15 protein-coding genes are annotated in these 17,075 nt (G+C 63.1%); 11 read left to right on the top strand and 4 right to left on the bottom strand.

Going from position 1 to position 17,075, the window contains the following annotated elements; translation table 11 throughout:
- Positions 1 to 50: 50 nt before the first annotated feature.
- The 7 genes from AC788_RS04400 to AC788_RS04370 all read left to right on the top strand — a co-directional run bounded on the left by AC788_RS04400 (position 51) and on the right by AC788_RS04370 (position 7,769).
- The gene (locus tag AC788_RS04400; RefSeq protein WP_043189047.1) at positions 51 to 332 is read left to right on the top strand and encodes a peptidylprolyl isomerase; all 282 of its coding nucleotides are present in this window, start codon (positions 51 to 53) and stop codon (positions 330 to 332) included.
- Between the two features lie 118 nt (positions 333 to 450).
- Positions 451 to 2,298, top strand: a complete 1,848-nt coding sequence (locus tag AC788_RS04395; RefSeq protein WP_049859384.1) for an extracellular solute-binding protein — start codon at positions 451 to 453, stop codon at positions 2,296 to 2,298.
- Positions 2,298 to 3,359 (top strand): microcin C ABC transporter permease YejB, encoded by a 1,062-nt coding sequence (locus AC788_RS04390; protein ID WP_049859383.1) that lies wholly within the window; start codon positions 2,298 to 2,300, stop codon positions 3,357 to 3,359. Before AC788_RS04395 ends, AC788_RS04390 begins: the two co-directional genes overlap by 1 nt.
- Complete coding sequence (locus AC788_RS04385; RefSeq protein WP_049859808.1) at positions 3,356 to 4,378, top strand: ABC transporter permease; 1,023 nt, start codon at positions 3,356 to 3,358, stop codon at positions 4,376 to 4,378. The genes AC788_RS04390 and AC788_RS04385 overlap by 4 nt, the downstream gene beginning before the upstream one ends.
- Positions 4,379 to 4,516: 138 nt before the next feature.
- Entirely contained in the window at positions 4,517 to 6,094 is a 1,578-nt protein-coding gene (locus AC788_RS04380; protein WP_049859382.1) for an ABC transporter ATP-binding protein, read from the top strand.
- A 39-nt stretch (positions 6,095 to 6,133) separates the two neighbouring features.
- On the top strand, positions 6,134 to 6,904 hold the full coding sequence (locus tag AC788_RS04375) for a 3-hydroxybutyrate dehydrogenase (protein ID WP_049859381.1): 771 nt from the start codon (positions 6,134 to 6,136) through the stop codon (positions 6,902 to 6,904).
- 70 nt (positions 6,905 to 6,974) lie between these two features.
- Complete coding sequence (locus AC788_RS04370; RefSeq protein ID WP_082223590.1) at positions 6,975 to 7,769, top strand: endonuclease/exonuclease/phosphatase family protein; 795 nt, start codon at positions 6,975 to 6,977, stop codon at positions 7,767 to 7,769.
- A gap of 298 nt (positions 7,770 to 8,067) precedes the next feature.
- Here the strand turns inward: AC788_RS04370 and AC788_RS04365 are convergent, their stop codons facing one another.
- On the bottom strand, positions 8,068 to 9,231 hold the full coding sequence (locus AC788_RS04365) for a PilT/PilU family type 4a pilus ATPase (protein ID WP_049859379.1): 1,164 nt from the start codon (positions 9,229 to 9,231) through the stop codon (positions 8,068 to 8,070).
- A gap of 86 nt (positions 9,232 to 9,317) precedes the next feature.
- Between AC788_RS04365 and AC788_RS04360 the strand changes: the two genes are divergently transcribed.
- Positions 9,318 to 11,459, top strand: a complete 2,142-nt coding sequence (locus AC788_RS04360) for a hybrid sensor histidine kinase/response regulator (RefSeq protein WP_049859378.1) — start codon at positions 9,318 to 9,320, stop codon at positions 11,457 to 11,459.
- Between the two features lie 42 nt (positions 11,460 to 11,501).
- Complete coding sequence (locus tag AC788_RS04355) at positions 11,502 to 11,777, top strand: peptidylprolyl isomerase (protein ID WP_043189034.1); 276 nt, start codon at positions 11,502 to 11,504, stop codon at positions 11,775 to 11,777.
- A 167-nt stretch (positions 11,778 to 11,944) separates the two neighbouring features.
- On the opposite strand, the gene AC788_RS04350 is transcribed toward AC788_RS04355, so the two are convergent.
- On the bottom strand, positions 11,945 to 12,202 hold the full coding sequence (locus AC788_RS04350) for a DUF1652 domain-containing protein (protein ID WP_049859377.1): 258 nt from the start codon (positions 12,200 to 12,202) through the stop codon (positions 11,945 to 11,947).
- A 252-nt stretch (positions 12,203 to 12,454) separates the two neighbouring features.
- Here AC788_RS04350 and ku point away from each other — a divergent pair, with 252 nt between their 5' ends.
- Together ku and AC788_RS04340 are read left to right on the top strand one after the other, a co-directional pair.
- The gene (gene ku / locus AC788_RS04345; protein WP_049859376.1) at positions 12,455 to 13,333 is read left to right on the top strand and encodes a non-homologous end joining protein Ku; all 879 of its coding nucleotides are present in this window, start codon (positions 12,455 to 12,457) and stop codon (positions 13,331 to 13,333) included.
- A gap of 213 nt (positions 13,334 to 13,546) precedes the next feature.
- On the top strand, positions 13,547 to 16,336 hold the full coding sequence (locus tag AC788_RS04340; RefSeq protein WP_049859375.1) for an autotransporter family protein: 2,790 nt from the start codon (positions 13,547 to 13,549) through the stop codon (positions 16,334 to 16,336).
- A 2-nt stretch (positions 16,337 to 16,338) separates the two neighbouring features.
- Here AC788_RS04340 and AC788_RS04335 read toward each other — a convergent pair whose 3' ends face one another.
- Complete coding sequence (locus tag AC788_RS04335) at positions 16,339 to 16,557, bottom strand: hypothetical protein (protein ID WP_049859374.1); 219 nt, start codon at positions 16,555 to 16,557, stop codon at positions 16,339 to 16,341.
- A 112-nt stretch (positions 16,558 to 16,669) separates the two neighbouring features.
- Positions 16,670 to 17,017 carry a hypothetical protein gene (locus tag AC788_RS04330; RefSeq protein ID WP_049859373.1) on the bottom strand — a complete coding sequence of 116 codons (348 nt, stop codon included), beginning with the start codon at positions 17,015 to 17,017 and terminating at the stop codon, positions 16,670 to 16,672.
- Between the last annotated feature and the right edge of the window lie 58 nt (positions 17,018 to 17,075).

Here is a 17,075-nt window from a genome sequence, read left to right as displayed (position 1 = left end):
CCGCCCCTCAATCGGGTACCCTGCCCACTTTTTCAGAAAGGAGAATCATCATGGCTAAAGCCACTGCCCGCCACATCCTGGTTGCCGACGAAGCCAAGTGCAACGACCTCAAGGCCCAGATCGAAGGCGGCGCCGATTTCGCGGAAATCGCCAAGGCCAATTCCACCTGCCCATCCAGCCGCCAAGGCGGCGACCTGGGTTCGTTCGGTCCAGGCCAGATGGTCAAGGAATTCGACACCGTCGTGTTCAGCGCGCCGATCAACGTCGTGCAAGGCCCAGTGAAGACCCAGTTCGGTTACCACCTGCTGGAAGTCACCAGCCGTCAGGACTGATTCGTCCGCGGTCTGCGTTACACCCGAACGGCCCGTCTATCGCGGGCCGTTCTGCGTTTGCAATACCACCGGGCCATGATGTTAGGCTGCACCCTTCGCTTTTCGACCCAGGCAGACAATGCGCGCAGTTTTCCTCTCTTTCGTTCTTTGTGCCCTGTTCACCACGGCGGCCCACGCCCAGGCCGCAGCGCAGCATGCGCTGACCGTCTACGGCGAAGCACCGCGCTACCCCGCCGACTTCCAGCATTTCGACTACGTGAACCCCGACGCGCCCAAGGGCGGCAGCCTGCGCCGTTCGGCCATCGAGATCGGCCAGTACGACCATATCCTGCCGTACATCGACAAGGGCATCGGTGTCAGCCAGGTCGACGGCCTGCTCTACTCGCCCCTGGCCGTGCGCTCGCTGGACGAGCCCTACACCGTCTATGGATTGGTGGCCGAGCGCATGGAGCGCGGCGATGACGGCCTGTGGCTGCGTTTCTACCTCAACCCCAAGGCCGTGTTCGCCGACGGTCAGCCGATCACCGCCGAGGACGTGCGCTACACCTTCGAGCTGCTGATGCGTGAAGGCAGCCTGGGCTATCGGACTCAGTTCGCCAACGTCGCCGATGTGCAGGTCGAGGGTCCGCGACAGGTGCGCTTCAATTTCAAGAATGCCGAAAGCCGTACCCTCCCGCTGGACCTGGCCACCCTGCCGGTGCTGCCCGAGCATTGGTGGAAGACACGCGACTTCGCCAACGGCGGCGGTTTCGAGGCGCCCTTGGGCAGCGGGCCTTACTCGATCGAAAAGATCGACAACGGCCGCAGCATCACCTTCAAGCGCAATCCCGACTGGTGGGGCAAGGACCTGCCCGAAGCGCGCGGCATGTACAACTTCGACCATTTCAGCATCGAGTACTTCGGCGACACCGACGTCGCCCGCCAGGTGCTGCGTGGCGGTGGCTACGACTACAACCGCGAGTTTTCCGCCACGGCCTACACCATCGGCTACAACGGCCCGGCGCTCGACGACGGTCGCCTGCAGCGCGCGCACTTGGCCAAGCAAGGCCTGCAACCGGCCCAGGGCTTCGTGTTCAACCTCCAACGGCCGGTGCTCCAGGACCGACGCGTGCGCCAGGCGCTGGCCATGCTCTGGGATTTCGAATGGAGCAATCGGCAGATGATGCGCGGCATGTACATCCGCCAGCAGAGTTTCTTCTCCAACAGCCCGCTGGCCGCTCGGGAACTGCCAAGCGACGGCGAACTGAAAATTCTGGACAAACTGCGCGGCCAGGTGCCGGATGAAGTGTTCACCCAGGTGTTTCATGCCCCGGTCAGCGACGGTTCCGGGCTGATCCGCGACAAGCAGTTGCAGGCGCTACGGCTGCTCCAGCTGGCCGGTTGGCATGCCGACGGCGACCGTTTGGTGAATGCCGAAGGCAAACCGCTGAGCTTCACCTTCCTCAACACCCAGAACGGCCTGGAGCGCCTGCTGCTGCCGTGGAAGCGCAACCTGGCGCAGATCGGCATCACCATGGAGATCCGCCGCATCGATTCGTCGCAATACGTCAACCGGCTGATGGCCCGCGACTACGACATGATCATTACCGGCTATCCGGTGACCCCGACGCCGGGTATTGAACTGTACGGCTTTTTCGGTTCCAGCGTGGCCACCGACCCGGGTTCCAACAACCTGATGGTGCTCAAGGATCCGGCCGTGGACGCGCTGATCAACGGCCTGGGCGCGGCCAGCACGCAGACGCAGATGCGCGACTACGCCCACGCCCTGGACCGGGTGCTGCAGTGGAACTACTACTGGGTGCCCAATTACTACCCGCCGGGCACCTCGACGGTGTGGTGGAACCGCTTCGGCATGCCCGCCTCCCCGGCGCCCAATGACCCGGCGATCGAAACCTGGTGGGAGGTCAGCCCCACGGCGCTGACCACCGAACAGATGCGTGACCGCCTGACAGGGAAGACTCACTGATGCTGGGTTACACATTACGTCGCCTTTTGCTGATCGTGCCGACCCTGCTGGCGATTCTGCTAGTCAACTTCGTCATCGTCCAGGCTGCGCCGGGCGGCCCGGTGGAACAGGCCATCGCGCGCTTGCAGGGTGTGGGCGGCGGCAGCGTCACCGGCGGTGGCGGCGACACCTTGCAAGGCGGTTCGCGCGCCAGCCGTGGCCTGGACCCCAAGCTGATCAAGGACATCGAGCGCCAGTACGGTTTCGACAAACCGGCCCATGAACGCCTGTGGCTGATGATCAAGAGCTACGCGGTGCTGGATTTCGGCAACAGTTTCTTTCGTGGTGCCAAGGTCACCGACCTGATCCTGGACAAGATGCCGGTGACCCTCTCGCTGGGGTTCTGGGCGACGCTGATCACCTACCTGGTGTCGATTCCGCTGGGCATCCGCAAGGCGGTGCACCACGGCAGCCGCTTCGATGTGTGGAGCAGCAGCCTGATCATCATCGGCTACGCCATGCCGGCATTTCTGTTCGCCATGCTGCTGATCGTGGTGTTCGCCGGCGGCACCTCGTTGAACTGGTTTCCGGTGCGGGGGCTGGTCTCGGACAACTTCGCCGAGCTCAGCCTGCTGGGCAAGATCGCCGACTACTTCTGGCACCTGGTGCTGCCGGTGACCTCGCTGGTGATCGGCGGTTTCGCCACCCTGACCATCCTCACCAAGAACTCGTTTCTCAACGAGATCACCCGGCAGTACGTGGTGACGGCGCGGGCCAAGGGCCTGAGCGAGCGACGGGTGCTGTACGGCCATGTGTTTCGCAATGCCATGCTGTTGGTGGTGGCCGGCTTGCCCCAGGCGTTCATCAGCGTGTTCTTCGCCGGTTCGTTGCTGATCGAGGTGATTTTCTCCCTCGACGGCCTGGGCCGCCTGAGCTATGAAGCGGCAGTGTCGCGGGACTATCCGGTGGTGTTCGGCTCGCTGTTCATCTTTACCCTGCTGGGGCTGCTGATCAAACTGATCGGCGACCTGTGCTACACCCTGGTCGATCCACGCATCGACTTCAGCGCGAGGAATGCCTGATGCGTCTGTCGCCCCTGGCCCGTCGTCGCCTGGACCGCTTCAAGCAGAACCGCCGTGGCTGGTGGTCGCTGTGGCTGTTCCTGGCCCTGTTCGCCCTGACCCTGGGCGGCGAACTGGTCGCCAATGACAAGCCGCTGGTGCTCAAGTACGACGGCGAGTTGTACTTCCCGGTGTTCAAGCGCCACACCGAGCAGGAGTTCGGCGGGCAGTTGCCGTTCCAGGCCGACTACCGCAGTGACTACGTGCGCCAGTTGATCGCCTCGCGTGGCGGCTGGATGCTGTTTCCGCCGATCCCGTTCAGCGCCGACACGCCCAACTACGACCTGACCCAGCCCGCCCCGAGCCCACCGTCGACGACCAACTGGCTGGGGACCGACGATCAGTCCCGCGACGTGCTGGCGCGGGTGATCTTCGGTGCGCGGGTGTCGATTCTGTTTGCTCTGGCGCTGACCTTGATCAGCTCGCTGATCGGCATCGCTGCCGGAGCGTTGCAGGGCTACTACGGGGGTTGGGTGGATTTGTTCGGCCAGCGCCTGCTGGAGGTCTGGTCGGGGCTGCCGGTGCTTTACCTGCTGATCATTCTCTCCGGGTTCGTGGAGCCCAATTTCTGGTGGCTGCTGGGCATCATGGCGCTGTTTTCCTGGCTGGCGCTGGTGGACGTGGTGCGCGCCGAGTTCCTGCGCGGGCGGAATCTGGAATACGTGAAGGCCGCACGGGCGCTGGGTTTGTCGGACCGTAAGATCATCCTGCGGCACATCCTGCCCAATGCCATGAACGCGACCTTGAGCTTTCTGCCGTTCATTCTGACCGGGGCGATCTCGACCCTCACGGCGCTGGATTTCCTGGGCTTCGGCATGCCGGCCGGCAGTGCTTCGCTGGGCGAGTTGATCGCGCAGGGCAAGCAGAACCTGCAGGCGCCGTGGCTGGGCTTCACGGCGTTTTTCACGCTAGCGCTGATACTGTCGCTGCTGGTGTTCATTGGAGAGGGGCTGCGCGATGCGTTTGATCCGCGTGCTTGATGTGGGGTTTTGTGGTGGGTTTGGGGGCCTCTTCGCGGGCAGAGCCCGCTCCCACAAGGGCGTGGTGGGAGCTGAATCTGTGGGAGCGGGCTGTGCCCGCGAAGAGGCCCGTACCGTCACCCCAAAAGGCCACTGCCTATGACCGCTGAAAACCTCATCGAAATCCGCCACCTCACCGTGGCCTTCAATGGCCAAACAGTGGTCAAGGATGTCGGTTTCGACATTCCTGCCGGCCAGTGCGTGGCGCTGGTCGGCGAGTCGGGTTCGGGCAAGTCGGTGACCGCCCACTCCATCCTGCAACTGCTGCCAGTGAGCGGCTGCCAGAGCAGCGGCAGTGTCCGCTATCAGGGTCAGGAACTGCTGGGCGCCGATGCGGCCACCCTGCGCCGCATGCGCGGCGATCGCATCGCCATGATCTTTCAGGAGCCCATGACCTCGCTGAACCCTTTGCACACGGTGCAGAAGCAGATCGGTGAAACCCTGCTGGTGCACAAGGGCATGGGCGGCAAGCAGGCCGAGGCGCGCATTCTGGAGTTGCTGCAGATGGTGGGCATCCAGGAACCGCACAAGCGCCTGAAGGCCTACCCGCACCAATTGTCCGGTGGCCAGCGCCAGCGCGTGATGATCGCCATGGCACTGGCCTGCGAGCCGCAGTTGCTGATCGCCGATGAGCCCACCACCGCGCTCGACGTCACGGTGCAGCGACGCATCCTGCTGCTGCTCAAGTCGTTGCAGGAGCGCCTGGGCATGTCGCTGCTGTTGATCAGCCACGACCTCAATCTGGTGCGCAGCATCGCCCAGCACGTGTGCGTGATGCGCGCCGGGGAAATCGTCGAGCAGGCCCCTTGCGAACAGCTGTTCAGCGCACCGCAACACCCCTACAGCCAACTGCTGCTGGATGCCGAACCCGCTGGTGTGGCGCTGTCCCACGAGGCTCGGCCCGAGCTGTTGCAGGTCGAGCAGTTGAAGGTCTGGTACCCGCTGAACGGCGGGCTGTTTCGCAAGCCGCGCGAGTTCGTCAAGGCGGTGGATGGCATCAGCCTGAGCGTGCGGCAAGGCAAGACCCTGGGTATCGTCGGCGAGTCCGGCTCGGGCAAGTCGACTCTGGGTCAGGCGATCCTGCGCCTGGTCGATTCGCAAGGGGGTATTCGTTTCCAGGGCCAGGCGCTCGATGGCCTGGATCAGAAGCAGATGCGGCCGTGGCGCAAGCAGATGCAAGTGGTGTTTCAGGATCCGTTCGGCAGCCTCAGCCCGCGCATGTCGGTGGCGCAGATCATCAGTGAAGGTCTGGAAGTGCACAGCGGCGCCAACGCCCGCGCGTGCGATGAACAGGTGATCCAGGTGCTGCGCGAGGTGGGCCTGGACCCCGAGGCGCGGCACCGCTACCCCCACGAGTTCTCCGGCGGCCAGCGTCAGCGCATCGCCATCGCCCGCGCGCTGGTACTGCGCCCGGCCTTGATGCTGCTGGACGAACCGACCTCGGCCCTCGACCGCACGGTGCAGAAGCAGGTGGTGCAGCTGCTGCAGCAGTTGCAGGAGCGCCATGGCCTGACCTATCTGTTCATCAGCCACGACCTGGCGGTGGTGCGGGCGCTGGCCCATGATGTGATCGTGGTCAAGGATGGCAAGGTGGTGGAGCATGGCCCCACCGATCGGCTGTTCAGCGACCCACGGCACCCCTACACCCAGGAACTGCTGCAGGCAGCGATGGTGTAGCCTGGTATAGCGTGCATAACTACCACAAGGACACTGCACATGGCACTCCACGGCAAGACGGCTTTGGTTACCGGTTCCACCAGCGGCATCGGCCTGGGCATTGCCTCGGTGCTGGCCGCCCACGGCGCGAACGTCGTGCTCAACGGCTTCGGCGATCCGACGGTGGCCCTGGCCGAAGTCCGTCGGCACGGCACCCAGGTTGCGCACCATGGCGCTGATGTCAGCGATCCAGCGCAATTGGCCGAGTTGTTCGAGTACGTCCGAACGAGCCTTGGCGGTGTCGACATTCTGGTCAACAACGCCGGCATCCAGCACGTCGAAGCGGTCGAGGCCTTCCCGGTGGAGCGCTGGGACGCGATCATCGCGATCAACCTGTCTTCGGTGTTTCACGGCATTCGCCTGGCGCTGCCCGGCATGCGCGACAAAGGCTGGGGTCGGATCGTCAATATCGCCTCGGTGCATGGCCAGGTCGGGTCGGTCGGCAAGTCGGCGTATGTGGCGGCCAAGCATGGGGTGATCGGTCTGACCAAGGTGGTGGGCCTGGAAACGGCCACCACGCAGATCACTTGCAATGCCATCTGTCCCGGCTTTGTCCTGACCCCGCTGGTGCAGAAGCAGATCGACGACCGCGCGGCCAAGGGCGGTGACCCGGCGGCCGCCCAGCGCGAACTGCTGGCTGAAAAGCAGCCGTCGCTGGAATTCGTCACCCCCGAGCATCTGGGCGAGTTGGTCCTGTTCCTGTGCAGCGAAGCCGGTAGCCAGGTGCGTGGCGCGGCCTGGAACATCGACGGTGGCTGGCTCGCGCAATGAGGCGGGGAACCGCCCAGTGCCGGCAAAGTCGGAGTAAGGACATTCTCATGTGCAAGGAGCTTCTGTGACCATCGCTCCCCCCAGCGACCCCCTCGGCCCGCAAACGCCGGACCAGCCTCGTGAAGTGCATCGCCTGCGGGTGCTGACGGTGAACACACACAAGGGTTTCACCGCCTTCAACCGCCGTTTCATCCTGCCCGAGTTGCGCGAGGCGGTGCGCAGCACCAGCGCCGATCTGGTGTTCCTGCAGGAAGTGCTGGGCGGCCACGATGGCCATGCGTCGAAGTTCTCCAACTGGCCACAGATGTCGCAGTACGAGTTTCTCGCCGACAGCATGTGGAGTGATTTCGCCTACGGGCGCAACGCGGTGTATCCGGACGGCCATCATGGCAATGCGGTGCTGTCCAAGTACCCGATCCTGCGTTACACCAACCTCGACATCTCGATCACCGGGCCCGAGCGCCGCGGCTTGCTGCACTGCGTTCTGCAGGTGCCGGGGCATGATGAGGTGCATGCGATCTGCGTGCACCTGTCATTGCTGGAAAGTCATCGGCAACTGCAATTGAAGCTGTTGGGTCAACTGCTTGATTCATTGCCTAAAGATGCGCCAGTGATCATCGCCGGGGATTTCAACGACTGGCAGCTGCGCGGCAACGCGACGCTGGCCAAGCGCCAGGACCTGCACGAAGCGTTCGAGCGGCACAACGGGCAGCTGGCCAAGACCTACCCGGCACGCTTCCCGCTGCTGCGCCTGGACCGGATTTACGTCAGAAACGCGACCAGTCATGGGCCGATCATCTTGGGCAACAAGCCGTGGACGCACTTATCGGACCATTTGCCCCTGGCAGTGGAAATCCACCTGTAGCAGCTGCGCGAGCTGCGTCGGCGGCATACGCGGTGTGCCTGGATGAACGCGGTGGACCCGGACGCGGCTTGCACCGCTGCTACAGGGGACCGCGTTCGATCAACAGCGTCTGCGATGCAGCTGGAACACCGTGGCCTTGGGTATTTCCTGTAGCAGCTGCGCAAGCTGCGTCGGCGGCATACGCGGTGTGCCTGGATGAACGCGGTGTGCCCGGACGCGGCTTGCGCCGCTGCTACAGGGGTCCGCGTTTCATCAACAGCGTCTGCGGTGCATCTGAGATAATGCGGGCGGTGGTGGGTCAGTGCGGGGTTTCTGGGTCATCTGCCACGAGGCCCCAATCTGCGCTTTTGCGGTCGGGGGCAGGTGTGGGCGGGGCCGGCGCGGTGGTGTGTTGCACGCCTTCCTCGCCTTGCAGTTTCAAGCGCAGGCGCAGGTTGTTCACCGAATCGGCGTTCTTCAACGCCTCTTCTTCACTGATCGCCCCTTCCACCGCCAGCTCGTAGAGCGCATGGTCGAAGGTCTGCATGCCCAGGTTCACGGATTTCTCCATGATGCCCTTGAGCTCGGAAAACTCGTTGCGGTGAATGAAGTCGCGGATGGTCGGGGTGCCCAGCATCACTTCCACCGCCGCGCGGCGCTTGCCGTCGGTGGTGCGCACCAGCCGCTGCGAAACGAACGCCTGCAGGTTGTTGCCCAGGTCGTTGAGCAACTGCGGGCGGCGGTCTTCGGGGAAGAAGTTGATGATGCGGTCCAGGGCCTGGTTGGCGTTGTTGGCGTGCAGAGTGGATATGGCCAGGTGACCGGTGTCGGCGAACGCCAGCGCATGCTCCATGGTTTCACGATCGCGGATCTCGCCGATCAGGATGACGTCCGGCGCCTGGCGCAGGGTATTCTTCAAGGCCGCCTGGAAGCTGCGCGTATCGACCCCCACCTCGCGCTGGTTGATGATCGATTTCTTGTGCCGGTGGATGAATTCCACCGGGTCCTCGATGGTGATGATATGCCCGCTGCTGTTGCGGTTGCGGTAGTCGATCAACGCTGCCAGCGACGTCGACTTGCCCGACCCGGTGGCGCCGACGAACAGCACCAGGCCGCGTTTTTCCATGATCACGTCGAGCAGCTTGCGCGGCAGCTTGAGGTCTTCGAAGCTGGGAATGTCGAGCTTGATGTTGCGTGCGACAATGGACACTTCGTTGCGCTGCTTGAAGATGTTGACGCGAAAGCGCCCTACCCCGTGGATCGACAGCGCCAGATTCATTTCCAGCTCGCGCTCGAAATCGATACGCTGCTCGGCGTCCATGATGCCGGCCGCGATCTCGGCGATGTCGCCGGGCTTCAACGCCTCGGCGCTCAAGGGTTTGAGCACGCCGTTGAACTTGGCACAGGGCGGCGCACCGGTGGACAGGTAGAGGTCGGAGCCGTCCTGACTGGCCAGGAGCTTGAGCAATGCTTGAATTTCCATGTGCTGGGGTCCTGCGAAGGCCGTCGATAGTAAGTACGCTATAGCTTGGCTGCATCTGCAGCCGCGGTAAATCAAAGGATAACGCAATGAATGCCTCACCTGTGGGCGGCAAGGTCGCGACATTGATCGCAAGCATGGACTGGGCCGACAGTCCCCTGCCCGCCCCCGATGCCTGGCCGCAGAGCCTGCGCACTGCCGTGGACATCGTCACTCACTCGCCCATGCCAATGCTGCTGCTGTGGGGCACGCAGCTGTGCCAGCTGTACAACGATGCCTTCGCGCTGCTGGTGGGCAGCAACCACCCGCGCGCCCTCGGCCAGCCGGTGGACAGCATCTGGCCGGAACTCAAGGCGTTCACCGACCCGATCTACGCCGCCGTGTTGCAGGGTGAGGTGCGCACCTTCAGCGAAAAGGATTTCAATCTGCCGCGCGAGGGCGATTCCGAACAAGTCTGGCTGGACCTCACCTACAGCCCGATCCGCGACGAAAACGAGCGGGTGGCCGGCATTCTGGTGACTGCTATCGAGGCCAACGAGCGGCGTGAAGTCAGCGCGTTGGGCCGTCGCGCCGAGCAGGATCTGCGCGACCGGGAAGCGCATTTTCGCATGGCCATCGAGCTGTCACCTGCCGTGCACTGGACGGCCGAGGCCAATGGCCGGACCGACGGCAAGAGCCAGACCGAGCGCTGGCGACAACTGACTGGCATCCGCGGCCTGCAGGCGGATGAAGACTGGGCGCATCTGATGCACCCGGATGACCACCTGCCGACCCTGGACACCTGGCAACTGGCAGTGAGCACCGGCCGCCCCTACGACGCCGAGTACCGCTTGCGCATGGCCGACGGCAGCTATCACTGGATGCATGCCCGCGCACTGCCCCAGCGCGATGCCGATGGCGTGATCCGGCAGTGGTTCGGCATGACCGAGGACGTGCAGAATCGCCGTCAGGTCGAGCAGGCCCTGCGCGAGCTCAACGAGCACCTGGAAACCCGGGTCAGCGAGCGTACCCAGGCCTTGGCCGAGGTCAACCTGCGGCTGCAGAACGAAATGCAGGAGCGCGAGCGCGCCGAAGAGGCGTTGCGCCATGCACAGAAGATGGAAGCGCTGGGCCAGTTGACCGGCGGTATTGCCCACGATTTCAACAACATGCTCACCGGCATCATCGGCAGCCTGGACCTGATGCAGCGCTACATCGACGCCGGGCGCAGCAGCGAGATCAAGCGCTTCAGCGAGGCGGCGATCAGTTCGGCGCATCGCGCGGCGGGCCTGACCCACCGACTACTGGCGTTTTCGCGACGCCAGTCGCTGGACCGCAAGCGCCTGGCGCCCAACGAGCTGGTGCACTCGCTCGAAGAGCTGTTCAGCCGCACCTTGGGCGAGCACCTGCAACTGCGCCTGCAATTGGCCGAGGACGTGTGGCCGGTAAACACCGATGCCAGCCAACTGGAAAACGCCCTGCTCAATCTGGTCATCAACGCCCGCGACGCCATGCCCGAGAGCGGCGTGCTGACCATCGAGACCGCCAACTGCGAACTGGACGCCACGCCGGAAGGCGCGACCCTGGAACCGGTCAAGCCGGGCGCCTATGTCATGTTCCGGGTCAGCGACAATGGCAGTGGCATGAGTGCACCGATACTGGCCAAGGCGTTCGACCCCTTCTTCACCACCAAACCGATCGGCCAAGGTACCGGCTTGGGGCTGTCGATGATCTATGGCTTCGCCCAGCAATCGGGCGGTCAGGTGACGTTACAGAGCCGGCCTGGCGAGGGCACCTGTGTGCGCCTCTATCTGCCGCGCCACAGCGAACCGTTCGGCGACACCGCCGAGCGACGCACTCCAGCCGTGGCACCGATGGCCCAGGCCGGGGAAAGCGTGCTGGTGGTCGAAGACGATCCGGCGGTGCGCATGCTGGTGCTGGATGTGCTGGACGAACTGGGCTATGCCGCGCATTCGGCAGCTGACGCCAGCGCCGCATTGGCGCTGCTCGAAGCAGGCCTGCACATGGACCTGCTGGTCACCGACGTGGGTCTGCCGGGCCTCAACGGCCGGCAATTGGCCGAGATTGCGCGTCAGCAGCGGCCTGGACTGAAGGTGCTGTTCATCACCGGCTACGCGGAAAAGGCCGCCGAGCGTTACGGGTTCCTGGCCGAGGGCATGGACATGATCACTAAACCGTTTTCCATCGAACGACTGGGCAGCAAGATCCGCGACATGATCAACCTGTCCTGATTTGCGGCATAATCAGCGGCTTTTTTCAGCGAGCATCGGGTCATGAAGGCACAAGCAAGGCACATTCTGGTCAAGACTGCCGAGGAAGCGGAAGCGCTGCGCCTGCGGATAGCCAAGGGCGAAGCGTTCGATGTGCTGGCGAAGAAGTATTCGACCTGCCCGTCCGGCAAGCGCGGCGGCGATCTGGGCGAGGTCCGCCCTGGGCAGATGGTGGGAGCGATCGATCAGATCATCTTCAAGAAACCGCTGCGCACGGTACATGGCCCGGTGAAGAGCAAATTCGGTTACCACTTGGTGCAGGTGTTCTACCGCGACTAACACCACATCGGCAGACACCGCGCTCCATCAGAGCCACCGCCCACTTGCGATGTCGCATGGACGAACGCCGTGGTCCCTGAAAACGACCACCCCCTGTAGCAGCGGCGCAAGCCGCGTCGGAGGCACACGCGGTTCGTCGAAATGAACACGGCACAGTCGTTGCTGATTCAGAGGTACTCGCCGACAGCCCTCGGCATCTGATGCTGGCGCTTGAGGTCGGTGCGCATGCCCGCAATCAGATTGGAAATCGCTCGGCTGCTGGTCAACTGCTCGGTGCGGATTCCGCTCAGTGTGTAGTCGACCTTATGCGTTGCCTGATCGAACACACGTACGGTCAAGGAACGATCGGTGGCTTGGGTGCACTGGCAGCGCTGGGGCAGGAAACTGCTTTCAATGATGTTACGCAGTTCAAGGGTGGACAACATGATGACACTCCATTCTTGGTCTTATCCCTGAAGTCGGGCTTGCCCGAAGACAGTGCACCTTTCATGCCCTCTGCACCAAAGCGTACTTCCTATATCAATCAAAGAGTTAGCATTCAGACCTGATCGACGCGTCGTGCATTGTGCAAGATCACGGTGCACAGCCGTTGCAATTTGCATAACCCTAGGCCATTGAAACTTTGCCGATCCCCGTAGGGTCCCCTGCAGACACACCGCTCAGGGGCAATTCTCACCATGGCAAGAGCAATCTGGAAAGGCGCGATCAGTTTCGGTCTGGTGCACATCCCCGTGGCCCTGGTTTCAGCCACTGCCTCACAGGGCGTCGACTTCGATTGGCTGGATAAACGCAGCATGGACCCGGTCGGCTACAAGCGCATCAACAAGAAGACCGGCAAGGAGATGGACAAGGAAAACATCGTCAAGGGCGTCCAGTACGAGAAAGGTCGCTACGTTGTCCTGAGCGAAGACGAAATCCGAGCGGCCCACCCTGTATCGACACAAACCATCGATATCTTCTCTTTCGTCGACCGCACCCAGATCCCCCTGCCCAATATAGACACACCCTACTTTCTCGCCCCGGATCGCCGTGGCGAAAAAGTGTATGCACTGTTGCGGGAAACATTGATCAGCACCAAGAAAGTTGCACTGGCCCTGGTGGTATTGCATACCCGTCAGTACCTGGCTGCGCTGATGCCGCTGGACGGTGCACTGGTGATGGTGAAGTTGCGCTGGCCTTCCGAAGTGCGTGACCTGGATATTCTGGAACTGGGCAAGGAAGTGAAAAAGCCCGAACTGACCAAGAAAGAACTGGACATGGCCAAGCGTCTGGTCGAAGACATGAGTGGCGACTGGCAGCCCGAAGAATATGTCGACAAGTTCGAGCAGAAGATCATGGCACTGGTCGAGAAGAAGGCCAACAAAGGTGAAATCGAAGACGTGGAAACCGAGTCCGACCAAGCGTCACGGCAAACCGCCGACGTCATCGACCTGACCGAGCTGCTCAAGCGCAGCCTCGCTGGCAAGCCTTCCGCTGCGGCCAAGCCCAAGCCGGCCAAAGCGAAAACCGCCGCGAAAAAAGCCCCGGCCAGACGTAGCCCGCGCAAGGCTTCTTGAGCACAAACAGCCAGGAACACCTTTGCAACTAATAGCGGCATCGATGAATAACTTTTTTCATCCATGCCGCTATTGAATAACTTCATACCACTCTGCCTTTTAAAGCAACTTCCAACATTCGTCGACTACACTCGTTGCACCATGTGATTCCATTAACCACTTGATCGCTCACCGCGCCTTGTTTCGCGGCGAACGCGTGTGTGGGAGTTGTCGATGAACACCAACGAGTTGTTTAGATACCGCTGTTTATTGACCGCGTCGTTGTTGACCAGCTGGGCCGCCTCCGACATGGCGTCGGCCGACTGCACGTTCGCCCCCGGCCTAGGCAATGACGCCTACGTGTGCGACAGCGGAACAGCTCCCTCGCTGAGCGATCTGCTGGGCAACAACAGCCTGACCCTGCCCCCAGGCGGCACCGGAACCATTACTGGAGCGGTCGAATTCGGCCCTGGCCAGGACAGCGTGTTGCTGGGCTCGGGCAGCATCGAAGGCGTGCTGAACACCGGTGCAGGCGCGGACACGGTGCTCGTCAGCGGGGGGCGATTGTCTTCCCTGATTCAGGGCGATGGCGCCGATACGCTTGAAGTGATAGGCGGTACCATCAGCGGCCCGGTCAGCCAGGGCAGCGGCATCGACAGCTTCATCATGCGCGGCGGGCAGATCCAGTCGCTCAGCCAAGGTGACGGGCTGGACACCTTTTCCATGACCGACGGCACTATCGTTGGCGCCTTCGAGGACGGTGATATCGCGCGAATGAGCGGCGGCACCATTGGCCGAGTCGACATGAAGCTGGACAACAACCTGTTCGAACTGTCTGGAGGCCGCATCAACGGCAATCTGGTCGCCGGCTTCGGCAACGATACCATCGCCGTGTCGGGTGGCAGCATCGGCGGCAACATCAGCGTCAGTGGCGGCGTCGACGAGGTCACGGTGAGCGGTGGCGACATCGGCGGCAATGTCTTGCTGAGCTTCGGCGACGACCGCTTCATCTGGCGCGACGCGGGCCTGATCCACGGCACCATCAGCATGGGCGCAGGCGACGACACGGCGCTGTTGAGCAACCTGGAGGAAACCCAACTGGCATCGCCGCGCCTGATCTACGGGGACGCCGGCATTGATACGTTGACCCTCGACAACAGCAGAACAACTGGCGGCGCACGCTACAGCTACTGGGAAACGATCAACCTGAGCAACGGCTCGGTGCTGGACTTGCCTGATCGCCTGAGCCTGGCGGACGATTCGACGCCGCCGAACAGTGGCCTGCTCACTCTCGACCGCAGTAGCACCCTGGGCGCGACCCAAGGCACGGTCGGCCCGATCGTCGAGGGTCAGACGATCACGCTGAACAATGCCGGGCTGATCGACCTCACCCGCAGTGGCGCCCAGGCGGAAGACCGCCTGACCGTCATCGGCAACTACGTGGGCAACGACGCGCGCCTGAAACTGCAGACGGTGCTCGCCGGTGACGACGCCCCTTCCGATCGGCTGGTCGTGGCTCAAGGCACGCTCAGTGGCCTCACTGCCATTACCGTCGACAACCTCGATGGCCGTGGCGCGCAGACCACAGCCAACGGCATCACACTGGTGGAGGCCACTCAAGGCGCGACCAGCACCAACGGTGCCTTTACCCTGGCCAACAACCTGTCGGTCGGCGCCTATCAGTATTACCTGTTCAAGGGTGGGGTCACTGCGGGCAGCGAGAACAGCTGGTTCCTGCGTTCGTCCGTGGTGGCACCGCCCGTGGTGGTACCGCCGGTCACTGAGCCGCCCGTGGTGGTACCGCCTGTCGTTGAGCCCCCTGTGGTCCAGCCCCCCACGGTCGAACCGCCTGTCATCGAGCCGCCAGTGGTCGAACCCCCTGTAGCCGAGCCGGAACCACCGGTCATAGAACCGCCCGCAGTCGAGCCACCCGTCATCGAGCCGCCGGTCCAGCCGCAGCCTCCTGAACCCGAGCCAACGCCACCCAGCCCTGCGCCGGGCGCTCAGGAACCCATCGCGGCGATCGGCACGCCGAACCTGCCACACCCGGCCCCCGGTCAGAGCATCGTGCTGTACCGGATCGAAGTGCCTGCCTACAGCGTCGTACCGCCCGCTGCCGCCTTGCTGGCGCTGGACAGCCTGGGGAGCTTCCATGAGCGTCAGGGCGAGCAAAGTCTGCTTACGGAACGCGGCGTCCTGCCTGCCGGGTGGGCCCGGACCTTCGGCAGTCACGGGCGGCAGCAGTGGGCCGGCGCAACGACTCCCAATCTGAGCAGCAATGTCAGTGGCTACCAAGTGGGTCATGATCTGTTCGCCACCCTTGGCGACAGTGGCTACCGCCATCACGCCGGGCTGTTCGTCGGGAACGCTCGACTGGATGGCAGCATCCGCGGCTTCGCCTTGGGGTTCGAGGACACCCCTTCGGGCAACATCCGCCTGCGCGCCGACAACCTCGGCGCCTATTGGACGGTTATCAGCCCCGCAGGGGCCTACCTTGACCTGGTCGCGATGAGCACTCGATTTGAGGGGCGCAGCCGCTCCGAACGCGGCTATACGCTCGACCTCGACGGACACGGAGTGGCTGTTTCCCTGGAAGCCGGTTACCCGCTAAGACTCACCGAGCAATGGCTGCTGGAGCCGCAGGTGCAGGTGGTCGGACAGAAAATCACGCTGGACACGGCGCGTGATCCTGTGTCGAAAGTGGCATTCCACAGCGAGCACTATTGGCAGACACGCCTGGGAGTGCGTTTGAAAGGTGAGTGCCGAGTGGGCGGTACGCCGGTCGAGCCCTATGTACGAACCAACCTTTGGCACACGTTGGACGGCGAAGACGCAGTGACCTTCGATGACATCGATACCCTGCACAGCCAGCATCGGGCGACCCAAGCCACACTGGGCGTGGGCCTGGCCGCGCGGCTCAGCGACGACGTCAGCCTGTACCTGAACACCGACTACGCCCGCAGCCTGGATTCACAACCCCAGGAAAGCCTGCAGGGCAGCCTGGGGTTGCGAATCAGCTGGTAGGCTCAGGCCGGATCGTCAGGGCTCACGTCGGCGTCGCCGGTCTGGGTGCGCACCTGGCGCGGGTCCAGCTCAGGGTCGCGGTCCATCGGCACGGGCGACAGGCCTTCGTCGCCAGGCCGCACGTCCTCGTCGAGCTTGCCCTCGGCGAAGGGTTCGGGCGCGACCGGGTCGTTGGGACGGTCCAGAGGGTCGGGAATCTGCGTCGAACTGCTGGGTGCCATATCATCCTCACAAAGCACAGTGGTTTCAGTGGATCGATGAACTCATGGCATCAGACGTGATCGCGACGCAGGGGTGCAGATTATTTTGTCGCAGAATCAAAGCGTTTCACGCTTAGAGGCAGGTGGCCAGCGATGCCAGTCGGCGCGTGGCGACCTCGCCCTGCTCGCGGGCGTAGAAGCTGACCTGACTACCGGCACCGCGTGGGCGGATGTCGGCGAAGTACGTGGCTGCGGGAGTGAACACGGTGTAACCGCCATCGCTTGCTTCACTGGACGCATCGGTCATCACGCCGAACATGGCTTCGTCCTGCCAGCTGAACTGCACGCATTGGGCGATCTTCTGCGCCGGTTTCTCCGACGTCACGGTCTGCACCGGCGCACTGCTGCGCGCCTGTTTCATGTTGAGGCTGGTGCAACCAGTGAGTACGCACAGGCCAAGTGCTGCAGCGATGATTCGCATCGTCGTTTCCATTCCGGATTCAGATAAACCGCGAATGTAGCATCGACGTGAACGGGCA

The organism is Pseudomonas sp. RIT-PI-a, assembly GCF_001187875.1.
GTDB lineage: Bacteria > Pseudomonadota > Gammaproteobacteria > Pseudomonadales > Pseudomonadaceae > Aquipseudomonas > Aquipseudomonas coleopterorum.
Note: the sequence above shows the minus strand (reverse complement) of the source record. Positions and strands in the feature narration are given on the sequence as shown.

Bases quoted from the DNA above. Each gene is read 5' to 3' on its own strand.
- AC788_RS04350 (WP_049859377.1), bottom strand. From the start codon at position 12,202: ATGTTGTCCACCCTTGAACTGCGTAACATCATTGAAAGCAGTTTCCTG.
- AC788_RS04330 (WP_049859373.1), bottom strand. From the start codon at position 17,017: ATGCGAATCATCGCTGCAGCACTTGGCCTGTGCGTACTCACTGGTTGC.
- ku (WP_049859376.1), top strand. From the start codon at position 12,455: ATGGCAAGAGCAATCTGGAAAGGCGCGATCAGTTTCGGTCTGGTGCAC.
- AC788_RS04400 (WP_043189047.1), top strand. From the start codon at position 51: ATGGCTAAAGCCACTGCCCGCCACATCCTGGTTGCCGACGAAGCCAAG.
- AC788_RS04355 (WP_043189034.1), top strand. From the start codon at position 11,502: ATGAAGGCACAAGCAAGGCACATTCTGGTCAAGACTGCCGAGGAAGCG.
- AC788_RS04365 (WP_049859379.1), bottom strand. From the start codon at position 9,231: ATGGAAATTCAAGCATTGCTCAAGCTCCTGGCCAGTCAGGACGGCTCC.
- AC788_RS04335 (WP_049859374.1), bottom strand. From the start codon at position 16,557: ATGGCACCCAGCAGTTCGACGCAGATTCCCGACCCTCTGGACCGTCCC.
- AC788_RS04375 (WP_049859381.1), top strand. From the start codon at position 6,134: ATGGCACTCCACGGCAAGACGGCTTTGGTTACCGGTTCCACCAGCGGC.
- AC788_RS04340 (WP_049859375.1), top strand. From the start codon at position 13,547: ATGAACACCAACGAGTTGTTTAGATACCGCTGTTTATTGACCGCGTCG.
- AC788_RS04380 (WP_049859382.1), top strand. From the start codon at position 4,517: ATGACCGCTGAAAACCTCATCGAAATCCGCCACCTCACCGTGGCCTTC.
- AC788_RS04360 (WP_049859378.1), top strand. From the start codon at position 9,318: ATGAATGCCTCACCTGTGGGCGGCAAGGTCGCGACATTGATCGCAAGC.
- AC788_RS04390 (WP_049859383.1), top strand. From the start codon at position 2,298: ATGCTGGGTTACACATTACGTCGCCTTTTGCTGATCGTGCCGACCCTG.
- AC788_RS04395 (WP_049859384.1), top strand. From the start codon at position 451: ATGCGCGCAGTTTTCCTCTCTTTCGTTCTTTGTGCCCTGTTCACCACG.